The following is a 15,090-nucleotide window of genomic DNA, read 5'->3' on the forward strand; positions in this document are numbered from 1 at the left end:
TAAAGTGAACGGAATGACCACCTGAGCTGTATGTTCCCCTTCACCCTAACCCTCTCCCCAAAGAGGAGAGGGGGCCGTCCGTGCTCGTATGACCTCTCCCACAGGGAGAGGGAGAAAACCAAAAATCACCGCTCTCTCAGCGCCTCTTTCGCCCGGTTAAACGGCTTAATCATATAATCCAGCACGGTTTTTTCACCGGTTTTGATATCCACCGTGGCAATCATCCCTGGCACAATCGAAAAATGCCTTCCCACTTTATTCACCAGAAAATCCTGGCTGGTGCGGATAAACACCCGGTAATAAAACACTTCCGGTTTGGCTTCGTCCTGAATGGTGTCCGGGGAGATGGTTTCCACCACCCCGTGCAAACCGCCATAAATGGCGTAGTCATAGGCGGTTATCTTCACCAGTGCTTTTTGCCCGGGATGAATAAAGGCGATGTCGCGCGGCGAAAGGCGGGTTTCGATCAGCAGATGATCGTCCACCGGGACAATCTCCATCAGCTCGCCGTTTGGCGGGATCACACCGCCGATGGTCGTGACTTTGATATTTTTCACAATGCCGCGAACAGGGGAGCGTACCGTCAGGCGGGTAACGGAATCCTCACGTCCTTTAAGAATAGCGGAGAGCATATCCACTTCGGCATTGGCTTTTGACAGCGCCTCGCGCGCCTGCACGTAATACTGCGAACGTACGTCTGTCAGCTTGAGTTCCAGGTCGCTTTTCTGCCGCTGAAGGCGCAGCACTTCAACATGGCTGGCGGCACCGGTTTTGACCAGACGCTCCGTTATCGCCAGCTCTTTATTCGCCAGACTCAGGGCCGAGTTCAGTTCACGCACGGTGTCTTCAAGCTGTGCGCGGCGGGATTTGTAGAGATGGGTTTCGGTGGCGAGAAGGTCAGGCCAGGCTTTTAATGATTCAGGAAAAACCAGCGGAAGGTCGTTAACTTCTGCGGTTAAACGCACGCTGGACGCCAGCGATGCGCGGTAGCGGGCGGCACTTTCCCCCACGTTGGACTCAGAACGGGTCGGGTCGAGCCTTGCCAGTACCTGGCCTGCCTGAACCTGATCCCCTTCATGCACGTTCAGCCCGGCCAGTATTCCGCCATCGAGCGACTGCAATACCTGTTCGCGAGAGCTTGGGATCACTTTGCCGGTTCCCGTAGAGACTTCATCCAGCATTCCGAACCATGCCCACACGCCGGTGACGATAAACAGCAGAAGCGTCCACAGTACAATGCGCCGCGCGCCGGAATAGCCGCTTTCCGAATCAAGCGTATTGTCCAGATCGTCCATCGTTGCGGCATCATGCTGACTGGTTTTCATTTTTCCACTCCCGTCCGTTCGCCTGTTGCTGCATTCGGCTGTTGTTGAGGGCCTGCGCTTTCGGCGCATCCATGACCAGCATCCCTTCTTTCAGCACCACCACGCGCTCAACCAGTTCCAGTACGGGCACGCGGTGCGTGGCGACAACCAGCGTGCGGTTGCCCAGCCACTGACTCAGGCGCTGAATAAACTCGCGTTCGGTATGTTCATCAAGAGAGGCAGTGGGTTCGTCGAGCAGAACGATATTGGGATCGCGCAGGAGCATTCGCGCCAGCAAAATGGACTGCCGCTGGCCGCCGGACAATCCCACACCATTTTCCATGATCGGGTAGTCCAGCCCCTTTGGTAGCTTCTGTACAAAGCTTGCCGCGCCGCACATCTCCAGCACATTAACGATCTCTTCGTCAGTGGCACGTGGCATCCCGAGCGTGATGTTCTCGCGCAGCGTGCCGTGGAATAACCGCGCATTCTGGGTCATAAAGCCCACGTTACGCCGCAGGTCGGCCACGTCCAGATGCGGCAGGCTGAGGTTGTCCAGACGCAGCTCGCCGCTGGCCAGCTCCATACCGCCCGCCAGCGCCTGAAGCAGCGTCGATTTGCCCGCGCCGTTGCGCCCGAGGATCGCGATGCTCTCACCGGGTTTGATCTCCAGCCGGTTGATGCGCAGCGCCATGCGCGGGTCTTCCGGGTGGTAGCGAAACTGTGCCTGATCGAAGAGATAGTGCCCGCGCAGCACATCCTGGCGAATCGGGGTGTCTTCTCTCAGGTTTTCGGTGGGCAACTGCATGATGCTGTCCAGGCCCTCTTTGGCGGCTTTCACCTGCTGCCAGCGCGCCAGCACGCCGCACAGGGTGGCCATCGGGGCAATCATGCGCGAGGCCAGCATCGAGGCGGCAACCACGGAGCCCGTGGTTAAGGAGCCTTCGATAACCATCGGTGCGCCGAAAACGATCACCCCTGCGTAGACCAGGCTCTGGATCGTCATTCCCCAGTTGATCAGCCCCTGGCTCAGCTCGCGGGTGCGCAGGCCAGATTCTGCGGTGATCTGGATGTAGCTGTTCCACTGTTGCAGGAAGCGGTTTTCCGCCTGCATCAGCTTGATGTCTTCCAGCCCCTGAACGCTCTCGACCAGCACCGCATTGCGCAGGGTGGATTCATGGGCCGATTGTTTCGCCAGCTCCGCCAGCTTTTTCTGCAACAGAATACCGGGCAGCACCATCAGCACGGCGGCTACCGGCGCAATCCACGCCAGCGGTGGGGCAATGATTGCCAGCACCACCACAAACAGCAGAAAGAAGGGCAGGTCGACAATGGTGGAAATGGTCGACGAGGTGACCATTTCGCGGATCTGCTCCAGCTCGCGCAGCTGCGAGATAAAGCTGCCGGTGGAGCGAGGCACCGCGCTGTTACGCAGGCGCAGGGCATGGCCGAAGACCCGGTCAGAGACGCGTAAATCGGCGCGTTTACCCAGCAGATCCATAATGTGACCCCGGGCGATACGCAGCACAAAGCCAAACAGGGTGGCAATCAGCACGCCACTCGTCAGCACATACAGGGTGGGGTACGACTGGGCGGGGATCACCCGGTCATATACCTGCATCGAAAAGACCACGCCCGAAAGGGATAACAGGTTGATAAAGAGAGCAGCCAGCATCACCCAGGTGTAGGGGCGCAGGTCGCGCATTACCAGTCGGTAGAGCCAGTCCGGACGATACTTCGAAATATAGGCATCCACGCGGCTGTCTTTTAAGGCCGCCAGCGGGCGCAGGGCGGCCACATGATGAATGGCGGGCAGCAGCGCCTGAAGGGATAGACGGTTAGTTTGCGGCGTGCTGTCGATAAAACAGATCTCCAGCGTGTCTTCGCCGTCAAAGTATTCAATGACGCCAATCTTGCCCTCTTTCAGCTCAACCACCAGCGGCAAACGCCAGCTGTTGATGGCGTCCTGCGTGGAGTGCAAAAGCTGGAACGAAAGCCCGGCCTCACGCGCCAGCAGGGTGAGGGCGTTGATCATCGGTTTGCCGCTGAGCCACGGGGCGTCCGCAACCAGCGCGCCGGGGGAACAGGCCACCCGGTAGTGATCGGCAACATGACCAAATGCCTGGGCCCAGTGCGCCAGGGCCTGATCCGAAATCGGTTCGTTTTGCGATGGGTCGGTGTGTTTCATGGCTGGATCTCCACAGACTGGATCGTGCGGTTATCCAGGCTAAAGGCGTGGCGCATACGGCCCGTGTTGTACAGGCAGTTCAGCTGGAGTTGATGCAACTGGCCGAGCGTTTGCTGCTGAGTAAAACGCGCCTGGTAGACCTCTTGTTCAGCGTTTAGCACGTCCAGCAGCGGGCGTGAGCCAAGCTCAAGATACTGTTGCTGGTAGAGCTCGCGGGTGCGCACGCTGAGCGATTCCTGGCGGGACTGGATCTGCAATGTGCTGAGCAGGCTCATCACCTGGCTGCGCGATTCCAGCAGTTTTTGTCTGACGTCCAGCCGCGTGCGTTGAATGGTGGACTGCGCCGCTTCAACCGCGTGTCCGGCTGCATTGCGCCGCGCGGTTAACCCGCCGCCCTGATAGAGCGGCATCTCCACTTTCACCCACGCGGAATACTGGGTGCGATCCAGTGAACCGTGTCCCGCATAGTTGTCATTCAGATAGTGGCGAACTTCCGGCTCCAGCGAGACGGTCGGGGTCATCTGGGCGTTGGCGTAGTCCAGGTTGGCCTGCGCGATATTAGCCTGCGCCCAGGCCGCAAGCACCGCCGGCACCAGCCGGTCGTCTGGCTCAGCGATGTCGCAGCTGCGTTTCATTCGGTCCGGGAAATCATTGCTGATTGCGCCCAGTGTATTCCAGCCGAGGTTGCTCATCAGCGTGGCGCGCGAGCTGTCCAGGTTGGCCTGATACTGCATTAATTGTGCGCGTGCGCCTTCAACACGGGCATCGGTTTGTACTACGTCTGAGAGCGACGTCGCCCCTTCGTCGTTACGCTGGCGGGTGAGCTTGCCGATTGCGTTCAGGGCATCAAGCTGCTCTCTGGCGGTTTCAACCATCTGTTGCCAGGTCTGAACCTGCACCATGGCTGTGGCCGTGTCGTGGGCAATGGTATCGATACTGACCAGCACATTGGCCTGCTGTTGCGCGACGCCAGCGTTTTCGGCGCGCACCTGGCTTGCCACTTTGCCGAAGTCATACAGCATTTGCGAAAGCGAGAGCACCAGTGAAGGGGTAAAACCGGAGTCGCCGCCATTATGCGTGTAGCCGCTATCCATCCCGGCGTTAACCTGCGGATAGTATTTCGATTTGGCGACATCGACCTGTTCTGATTGCTGGAAGAGTTTTCCCACCGCTTCGCTGATGGCCGGATGCCAGCTCACGGCGCGGACGACGGCGTCATCCAGGTTTAATACGCCTGGCGGTGTTTTGCTGGCCGGAAGCGCAACGCGGCCTTCAAGAGAGGGAAGTTCCTGCTCAGCACTCAGCTGTTCGGCATTGATCACAACCGCCTGAGCAGGCAACACGGGTACAGAAAACAGGCAGCACGAGAGCCACCAGCGAGGCATTCTTTTTCTCATGTCTTGTCCCTAATAAAAGAGTACCGCTTTATGTTGTCTATGCCCGGGCGGCAAGCGCCCGGGTCATTATTTTCGGCTGTCAGGTAATGATGTTGTGGTGCTGATTTACAAGCTCGTCGAAGGTGGTCTGAACATTATCCAGAGTGACCAGTGTGGTTTTGGCGTAAGCACTTCCTGTGCCGTCGCGGTCGATGGAAATCACGGTGTTACTTCCGTTAGTGGAGACGGACACATAGTTACCGAGCGACGATGTCTGGCCGTTCCAGCCCACCAGCAAATCGCCGATATCGATCTTATCCCCCTGCGAAACAGAGAAGTTGGTCCAGTGATCGCCGGTGCCGTTGCCCCCGGTACCGGCACCTGTGGTGGTATCGAGCACGTGATAAATCAGCGTGTCGCCATAGGCACTGCCGGTCATGATGTCGTTGTGGTTGGTGCTGGTCATCTGCGGTGACAGATTGATGGTCAGCGAGGCGGTATCGGTCTGGCCGTTGGCAGCGGTCAGGGTGTAGTTGAAGACCTCCTTGCTGGTCATGGTGGAAAGCGAGATCCCGCTGTTCAGCGTGTAGGTGTAGCTGCCGTCCACGCCAATAGAGAGCGTGCCGTAATGCCCGACAATCGACGCGCTGGCGTTGCTGGTGGTGTACGGATCAAGCGTGGTGACATGGCCGTCATACCCGGTGATGCTCAGACGGGTGTTCACCGATGCCAGCTGATCCAGCGCCCCCTGCGAATCCGTACCGTCGTAGATATTGCCCGTCACCAGATGCCCGGCGGTGGTTTCGAAGTTATTGAGGAACACCGAGGTGCCTGTTACGGATGGGGTGATCGTAATGCCGCCCACACCCAGTGGCCCCGCAGTACCGGTAAAGCTCAGGGTGTATGTCCCTGCATCCAGATCCAGCCCGCTCAGGTTGATGGTGGTGGAGCCACCGCTAAACGAGCTGGAGGCAATCGGCGTTGAAGCCCCTTGCAGGGTAATCGACCAGGTGACGCCTAGCCCGCCCAGCGGCAGCACGGATGCAATGTCAAAGTGCAGCACCACATTGTGCAGCGCGGTGTTCGGGTCGACGGTAAAGGTGCCGCTACCGGAGGCGCGGGTGGTACTCAGCAGGGCGGCCTGCCAGCTTGCGCTGCCGACGGAGGTATCGCTCCAGGCTGCGATGTGCTGTGTGGCATCAAAGGTCACCAGTTTGCTGACATCGTCGATGGCATCCAGCGCGTGCGGCGTTGGGGTGATGTTGAGCGATGCGCTGTCCTTGTGCCCGGTCGAGTCGGTAATGGTGTAGACAAAGGTATCCGGGGTGCGGATTTTGTCTGCCCCGGTACCGGCTTTCAGGGTGTAGCTGTAGTGACCCTGAGCATCAATGGTCAGTGTGCCGTACAGCCCCTGAATGGTTGTGGTGCCGGTTGCGTTAACCTGCACGCCGTTCACTTCGGTCACCGTGGCGGTCACGCCGGTTGGCAGGATGTCGTCCGCCATCACGTTACCGGTGGTCGAACCGTCGGTGCTGGATACGGTGTAAACGTGATCCTCAAGCACGTTCAGGGTGTAGCCAGTCAGGGCGGTGATCCCCGATGCGGTATTCAGCAGGAACAGATACTGCCCGGCCGGGAGATCCAGCGTTAGCTTGCCGGACGTGCCGCCCAGCAGCGGCGCGGTCAGCCAGCTTTTATCGTAACGATACTGCTGGTAGGTCTGGGTCGCGGCGTTGAACTTATAGACGTAAAGGTCAAACACCGAGCCGATGGCTACCCCGCCAACGCTTGCCTGCAACGTCATGGTGCGGGTGGTGCCCTGATCGACGTTATAGATAATCGGGTTGCTGAGGTTACTTAGCACGTCAAGACTCAGCACGTTGCCCAGACTGACGCCCACCACCGTGAACCCGCCCTGGGATGATGTCCCGTTGTCGATGGCATGAACGCTGGTATCGAAAGTGAAGCTTGTCGCGTCATCTACAGCCGTCGCGTGGGCGACCGTTGCCCCGGAACTGGTGCCGAGTGAGATAACCAACTGGGCGCTGGCGGTTGAGCCGTTGTGCGCAATGGTGTAGGTGAAGTTCTCCGTGCGGCCGTTGGCGCTGGCGCTGGTGGTGGTCAGCGTGTAGGTGTAGGTCCCGTTGGCGCTGATGGTCAAGTCGCCGTACAGACCGTGAACCACGGTGGTGCCGCTGGCATTGATCGCGATGGTCTGGCCCTGCGCGTTCGTCACCTGGGTGACCAGCGTGCCAGACGGCGCGTTGTCGCTGCCGGAGACGGCATCGTTGTCGGTTATCACGTTACCCGCAACGTTCAGGTTGCTGCCAACAATGGTGCCCGCACTGGTTTGCGTGACGTCCACATCGAGGCTGCTGTAAGCCCCTGTTGCCAGCAGGCTGGTATTGTAGGTCAGCACCCGATACTGCCCCTGAGGCAGCCCGGTCAGGTTCAGGGATACGCCGTTCGCCCCGAGGGTCAACAGGTTCAGCGTGCTGCCATCCCCGGAGTCCACCACCGTAGTCCAGACGTTGTTGGTGGCATCCCAGTGCTGCACCACAATCTGCATGGTGTTGAGCAAGCTGAGCACCGCGCCCGTCCCGTAGGCGTTAATACTGATATTGGCCGATGCTCCCGGGTCAATGGTGAAGGTGACCTGCGCGCTGTTGTTCCCCAGCAGCGAGAGCACGTTACCTACCGCGCCCACCAGCAGCAGACCGTAATCGCTGTACTGGGCATCGGTCACTGTCGCCGTGGTGGTGAAGTTCAGCTCGTCGAGGTTATTCGCTGCAGACAGCGGCAGGTTAGGGGCGATAGCCTGCCCCGGCAGTGAAGTGTTACCTGCGGCATCGGTCGCGTTCAGTGTCAGTGTTCCCCCTTCGGTTTGCTTGTTGGCAAAGGTCAGAGAGAAGACACCGCTGGCGTTGGCCGTCGTGGTGTAGGTGGTGCCATCCGGCAGGCGAATGGTGACCGTGCTGCCCGCTTCGGCCTGACCGGTCAGCACGCTGCCATCGGCGTTAAAGGTGCCTGTCGGGATGCCTGGTGCGGTGGTATCCACAACCACGGCAATGCTGCCCGAAACCGGGCCGGTACCCGTGCCGTTGGAGGCGGTTGCTGTGAACGTATGCGCACCTTCGCTCAGAGCGGGCGCGGTAAAGCTCCAGTTGCCGTTTACGTCAGCGGTGACTGTGCCCATCGACACCCCGTTGTTAAACAGGGTCACCGTTGAGCCTGGCTGCGCGGTCCCCGCAAGCGTCGGAGTGGCGTCGTCGGTACTCTGCCCGTTACTCAGCGTGCCTTTCACCGTACCGAAATCATCTGTCACGGTGTTGATGACTGGCGCACCCGGCAGGGTGGTAAACGGTGCGATGACCGGGGAAGAAAGCCCGACGTTGCCCGCTTTATCGGTGGCAAAGGCCAGCAGCGTTTCACCGCTGGTCTGCGCCGGGTTGATGGTGGCGGTAAAGTTGCCGTTACCGTCCGCCGTGGCGGTGCCGAGCACCGTACCGCCGCTGGTGGTGATGGTCACGGTGCTGCCCGCTTCTGCTGTACCCGTTACGCGCGTACCAACGTTAACCACCGCCAGCCCGCCCGGCGCCACTGGCGCAAGGGTATCCACCACAATAGAGGTGACAGGGGATGCGGCACTGGTGTTACCCGCAGCATCCGTGGCGGTAACGGTAAAGTTATGCTGCCCGTCGCTGAGGATGGTGGTGGTCTGTGGCAGGCTCCAGTTGCCGTTGGCATCTGCGGTAACCTGGCCGACAAGCGTAGTGCCATCATAAATTTTCACCACGCTGTTGGCTTCTGCGGTGCCGTTCAGCGCAGGCCGCGTGTCGTTGGTGGGGGTTGAGCTGGTCACTGGCCCGGTGATGCTGCCCACATCGTCCACGATGGAGGTAATGGCTGGCGCGTTCGGTGCGGTCGCATCCACCACCAGGGTGAAGGTGTTTGAATCACCGCTGACGTTGCCTGCCGGATCGCTGGCCGTGGCCCTGAGCGTGTGCGAGCCATCGGTAAGCGGGCTGGTTGGAGTAAAGCTCCAGTTGCCGTTGGTGGCGACAACGCTGCCAAGCAGGGTGCTGCCATCGTAAATACGAACCAGTGAACCCGCTACCGCCGTGCCGCTCAGGGTCGGTTTGTTGTCGTCCGTCAGTTGGCCACTGGTGAGATTGCCAATGTTCGGTCCTGCGTCATCAGCCACGGTAAGGATAACCGGCGGAGCTGGCGGCGTGGTATCGACGGTCAGCTGGAACGGTGCAGACGGGTTGCTGATGTTACCGGCTGCATCTACCGCCCGTGCCGTGAAGCTGTGGGTGGTTTCACTCAGGTTGGCGCTCAGCTGCAACGACCAGTTGCCGTTGATATCGGCGTTAGTCGTGCCGATGAGCGTGCCTCCGTCATAGACGTTGACCGTGGCGAGCGGCTCGCTGGTGCCTTTCAGCAGCGGCTGAGCATCATCGGTGAGCTGCCCGGTGCCCAGTGGCCCCTGAATGGTGCCGAAATCATCCACTGCCTGCGTGATGGCCGGTGCGGCAGGCGGCGTCAGGTCAACCACCAGCACATACGGCGGGGAGGCCGGGCCTACGTTGCCGACCACATCGGTGGCGGTAAAGGTGAAGCTGTGGCTGCCCTCTGTGAGTGCGGCGGGGGTGTAAGCCCACAATCCTGAGCCGTCTGCCGTGACCTGGCCAATTTGCTTGCCATTGTCGTAGACGGTGATCAGGGCATTGCCTTCCGTGGTGCCGTTAAAGGCTGGTGTGGTGTCGTTGGTGGAATCGCCATTGGCCAGGGTCACCGTCGTACCCACGTTGTCGATTACGCTTGCGACTATCGGGGCAACTGGCGCGCTGGTATCTACCGTGAAGGTCACGGTTGTGCTGCCGGTGCTGGTATTCCCGGCCGGGTCGGTGGCGGTGATGACCAGGCTGTGCAACCCGTCGGCCAGATTCGCGGTAGGGGTAAATGTCCAGGTGCCCCCCGCAGTGACCACTGCGGTACCAATTTCGTTTGCGCCATCTTTGATGTGGATGGTGGTGCCGGCATCCCCGGTGCCGCTCAGGGTCGGACGATTGTCATCGGTGCGACCGTTAGCTGCTATTTGCCCGGTAATCGAACCCACATCGTCCAGGACGCCGGTGACGGCAGGTGTGGCCGGAGCGGTGGCATCGACGGTGATGGCGAAAACAGGCGTGGTAGTGGACACGTTGCCCGCATCGTCGTTGGCATAAATGCGCAGGTTATGTACGCCATCAGTCAGGGCCGTGGTTGGGGTGAAACTCCAGACGCCGCCGCTCACAATCGCCGTGCCTATCTGCACGCCGTTATCCAGAATGTGAATGATATTGCCTTCGCTGCCCGTACCGCTCAGGGTCGGCAGGTTGTCGTTGGTCAACTGACCGTTGGTGAGATTGCCCACGCTTCCCTGCACATCGTCATAGACCGTATCCAGCGTTGGCTGTGCGGGCGGTGTGGTAGAGATAGTAATACCGTAGCTGTCCGACACCGTACTCTGGTTGCCCAGCGGATCGGTTGCCACCACCGTGAAGCTGTGCTGACCGTCTGCCAGCGCTTTTGAAGGCGTAAAGGTCCAGTTGCCGTTGACGTCGGCCAGTGCCGTACCCAGCACCGTGCCGTTATCGCTGATGGTCACCGTACTGCCCGCTTCGGCTTTGCCGTTCAGGGTTGGTGTGGTGTCGTTGGTGGACGCGTTCTTGTCGATGCCGCCCATGTACAGCGGAACGTCGTCAGTAATGGTTGTGATCGTCGGTTTATCTGGTGCTGTGGTGTCGATGACCACCATAAATGGCATGGAAGGCAGGCTGGTAATGCCCAGGTGAGTCACGGTAATGGTATAGGTGTGAAGCCCATCCAGCTGAGGGACGGGAGTGAAGGACCATGCCCCATTTGCCACCGCCGTCGCGACGCCAATCGGCAGCCCGTTATCAAAGATGGTGATGATATCGCCCACGCCTGCGGTGCCGCTCAGGGTTGGGGTGTTATCGTTAGTGGATTGCCCGTTGGTCAGCGGCCCGGTGTAAGGCGGAACATTGTCAGTGACTGCATCGATAACCGGAACGCCCACAGAAATCAGATCGATAGTCACGCTGGCGGCGGCGGAGAGATCGCTGGTGGCAGAACCCACCGTGGCCGTGGCGGTAAAGCTGTGTGTGCCCGGGACAAGCGGTGTGGTCAGCTGATAGCTCCAGCTTGTCTGGCTGGCACCCAGTGTGAAGGTGGTCAGGAGCAGCCCGTCCTGGTACAGGTTCACGGTGCTGCCTGCGGCAGCCGTACCGTTCAGCACCGGCAGCGTATCGTCTGAAGTACTGCCTTTCACGTTCCCTACCAGGGTGCCAACATCATCGATAATGGTGTCGATGGTGGGGGGCTGAACGGTGCCGGTGACCTGGTAGCTGGCAGGATCGCTGGTGTTCCCGGCTTTGTCTTCGGCGGTCACGGTCAGGTTATTCCCTGACGTCTGGGGGCTGGTCAGAGTAATGCTGAAGTGGTTGTTGGAATCGGCGGTGCCGGTACCAATCAGGTTGTTGTTGGCATCGCGAATTTCCACCGTAGAGCCTGCTTCAGCCGTACCGGACAGCATGGTGCCCTGCACGTTAATGCTGATATCTGAAGGCTGCGCAGGCACTAAGGTATCTACCGTCACGGTAATCGGCGCACCGCTCGCGCTGACGTTCCCGGCTTCGTCTTTTGCTGTAGTGCTGAAGGTGTGATCGCCCTGGCCCAGCGTCGATGGCTGGAAGTTCCAGTTGCCGTTGATATCAACCGTCGCCGTACCAATCGGACTTTTGGTGCCGTTATAGTCGTCGTAAATGGTGATCACATCACCCGCTGAACCTGTTCCGCTCAGCACCGGGCGCGGATCGTTGGTGGTGCCGTTATTGGCGATAACCCCGGTGAATGCATCCACGTTATCGGTAATGGTCGGAGCCGACGGCGTGGCTGGTGGATCGGTATCAATAATAATGGTCGCCCCGTGCGAGGCGGCGCTCTCATTGCCCGCGCCGTCTTTGTCGGTGGCGGTCAGGGTGATGTTGTAAGTTCCGTTCGGCAATGGCGTTGTAGGCGTCCAGCTCCAGTGGCCGGTATCATCAACCTCGGCGGTGCCCAGCACTGCGTTGCCGTTGTAGATGGTGATCACATCCCCTTTTGTGCCGGTTCCGCTCAGGGTCGGCGTGGTATCGCGGGTTGGCTGCCCTGGTGCGAGTATGACGTCCGTGCCGTCCGGGTTCACGGTGACAACCGGGGTGGACGGGGCATCTGGCGCAATGGTATCCACCACCACGTTAAACGTGCTGGAAGTGGTGGTGTTCCCGGCGGCATTGATGGCGACCGCCGTAATGCTGTGCGACCCTTCGCCAAGCGGCAGAGGCGGCGTAAAACTCCAGTTGCCGGAGGCATCTACCGTTGCGTTGCCCAGGAACTTGCTGCCGTCGTAAATGGCAACGGTGCTACCCACATCCGTTTTCCCTTCGAAAAGGGGCTGGGTGTCATCGGTCGGTTGACCACTGGTGACCGGGCCTTTCACGCTGCCCACATCATCGGTTACGTTATCAATGGTTGGTTTCCCAGGGGCTACCGTTGAAAGGTTAAGCACAAAACTGGTGGCGGTGGTGCTGTGGTTACCCGCAGCATCAACGGCCACAAAACTCAGGTTGTGTGTCCCGGTGACAAAGGCGGAGGCACTGGACGGTGTCCATGTCCATGACCCGTTTGGCGCGACCAGCGCAGTACCTATGATATTGCCGTTTTCCATTACGTTAATGGTTGCGCCAGCCTCCCCGGTGCCGTTAAAGGTTGGGGTGGTGTCGTTGGTGAGCTGCCCGCTGGTGATATTCCCTGTACTGGCCGCAGCATCGTCAATCACCTGGCTGATAACAGGGGCGTTCGGGGCGCTGGTATCGACGGTAATGCTCCAGGTGGCGGACCAGCCGCTCTCCTGGCCTTTGCTGTCTACCGCTTTTGCCGTAATGACGTTCCCGCCTTCTACCAGATGCACATCCGCCGGGAAGCTCCAGGTGCCGTCAGACAAAATCACCGTCGAGCCAATTTTATTGCCGTTGGTGTACAGGTCCAGCGTAGTGCCCGCTTCGCCTTTACCGTAGATGGTAGGGTGGTTGTCGTTTGTGATGCCGCCATTAGCCACGCTGCCGGTGAAGTCAGCCTGGTTATCCGTCACGCCGATTATCTCTGGCGTTTGCGCTGGTGTCGTGTCTGGCGCAACGGTGCTGGCCGGATCGCCGGTATTGCCTGCCGGGTCGGTTGCCCGTGCGGTTAAGGTTTCACCGTTGTTTTGTGCCGGGTTGAGTGTGATTGTAAAGTTACCCTGATCGTCCACCAGCGCCGTTCCCACAGTGCCCGTGCTGTTGGTCACGGTGACGGTGCTGCCCGCTTCAGCTTTACCGGTTAGCTCCGTGCCATCTGCTGAGACATCCAGGTCGGTCGGTGCGGCCGGTGGAGTGGTATCCGGGGCGGTGGCATGGGCCGGCTGGCTGGTATTGTTTGCGCCATCGGTTGCCGTGACGTCCAGCAGCTCACCGTTTTTTTGCGCCGGGGAGATGGTGACGTCGAAATGACCGTTATTGTCGGTGGTTCCCGTACCAATTTGCTGGCCGTTTTCCCCCTTCACGATAATGGTACTGCCCGGCTCGGCTGTGCCGGTAACGTGGTCGCCATCCTGAGATACCGCCACGCCATCAGGAATGGCCGGCGGTGTGGTATCCGGGGCATTCAGGTTTGCCGGGGCACTCGGGTTACCGGCTTCGTCAGTGGCGATTATCGATATTTTTTCACCGTTGGTGAGGGCAGGCGAGAGCGTAAGGGTGAAGTGGCCAGTCCCGTCTGTGGTGGTGGTCCCAATCACCGTTCCGGTGCTGTTTTTGATGGTAATAATACTGCCGGCTTCGGCCGTGCCGGTGACCTGATCCCCCGTGCCGTTAATCTGTGCAACCGGGGTAGCAGGCGGCTGAGTGTCGATAATAAAGTTCAGAGGCCTGGACATCCCGCTGGTGTTCCCGGCGGGATCGGTTTCGGTGAGCGTCAGGGAGTGCGCACCTTCTGAAAGCGTCTTACCTGGCGTAAAGCTCCAGTTACCTTTCGCATCTACCGTCGTTTCGCCAATTTTCACCCCTTTGTCATACAGGGTGATGGTATCGCCCGGGTCACCTTTTCCGCTCAACACGGGCTTGCCGGCATGGGTGTACTGGCCGCTCAGGATCGGAATGGCGCTGGAGCCCGTGCGATCGCTGGCGCTCAGCACGCCGGGTGTTGCGGGTGGAGTGGTATCTATTATCACGGTAAACGATGGGGATGCAGGGCCCGTGTTACCTGCGCTATCGGTGGCTTTTGAGGTAATGCTGTGCGCGCCTTCGCTCAAATCTGAAGAGGGAGTGAATTGCCATTTGCCGTCACTGCCCGCAGTCACGGTGCCGATGGCTTTACCGTTGTCGTAAATTGTCACCTTCGCGCCAGCTTCCGCCACGCCGCTGAAGGTAGGGCGCGTATCATCGGTACTTTGACCGCGAGAGAGCGCCCCCTGAATTGAGCCAACATCATCACTGGCACCGGTGATCGTCGGGGCCGCCGGGGCGGTGGTATCAGGATCGGCCGGGTCTACCGGTGTAGTGGGGTCTGTTGGATCGGTACCAGGGTTTTGCCCGCCATTGCCGCCACTACTGTGACCACCACCACCACCACCGCCGCCACCACCGCCACCTGCGGCAAGGGCAATGCCCCCTGCCGCGGCAACACCGCCAAGTACCCAGGGCCACACGGCGCCACCGGTTGCGGACTCTGTCCCCGCTGCGGCAAGCAGTACATCCGTGGAAGCAATGGACTCGAAGTGCACCACCGCCGGATCATCAACCCACCACAGCAGGCCGCCATCCTCTTCAAGTACCAGCTGGCTAAGTCCTTGCGCATCCGCAACGTAGAAGTTCTTAATGGTGATGGTTTCACCCGAGTGCAGGGTGATAACCAGATCGTTGCTACTGCGGGCAAAGTGGTCGATATCGGAGCGCTCAAGGTGAAGCTTAATGACAGAAGAGTGGGTCAGAGTGACCTGAGTGCCTTCTGTGGTTGACTCCACACCAGTCAGTTTTGAGATGACAGATATTTTGCTCATAGGGTAACGGCTCCCGGCAGCGATACTATTTGGATTAGCAACTCTCTTTTGGTTTCTTCAGAGCGAGCGAGACCCGCCAGT

4 protein-coding genes are annotated in these 15,090 nt (G+C 59.6%); all 4 read right to left on the reverse strand.

Annotated elements, in window-relative coordinates:
- Positions 1 to 125: 125 nt before the first annotated feature.
- A complete protein-coding gene (locus ACS603_RS08065; protein WP_474944090.1) occupies positions 126 to 1,295 on the reverse strand; it encodes an HlyD family type I secretion periplasmic adaptor subunit in 1,170 nt (389 codons plus the stop codon).
- A 10-nt stretch (positions 1,296 to 1,305) separates the two neighbouring features.
- Positions 1,306 to 3,492: a type I secretion system permease/ATPase gene (locus ACS603_RS08070; protein ID WP_474944078.1), complete on the reverse strand. Its 2,187-nt coding sequence runs from the start codon at positions 3,490 to 3,492 to the stop codon at positions 1,306 to 1,308.
- A complete protein-coding gene (locus ACS603_RS08075) occupies positions 3,489 to 4,889 on the reverse strand; it encodes a TolC family outer membrane protein (RefSeq protein ID WP_474944079.1) in 1,401 nt (466 codons plus the stop codon). Before ACS603_RS08075 ends, ACS603_RS08070 begins: the two co-directional genes overlap by 4 nt.
- Positions 4,890 to 4,968: 79 nt before the next feature.
- The gene (locus ACS603_RS08080) at positions 4,969 to 15,009 is read right to left on the reverse strand and encodes a BapA/Bap/LapF family large adhesin (RefSeq protein WP_474944080.1); all 10,041 of its coding nucleotides are present in this window, start codon (positions 15,007 to 15,009) and stop codon (positions 4,969 to 4,971) included.
- Positions 15,010 to 15,090 lie beyond the last annotated feature (81 nt).

It is taken from the genome of Enterobacter sp. Li2LvB3, from assembly GCF_056156645.1.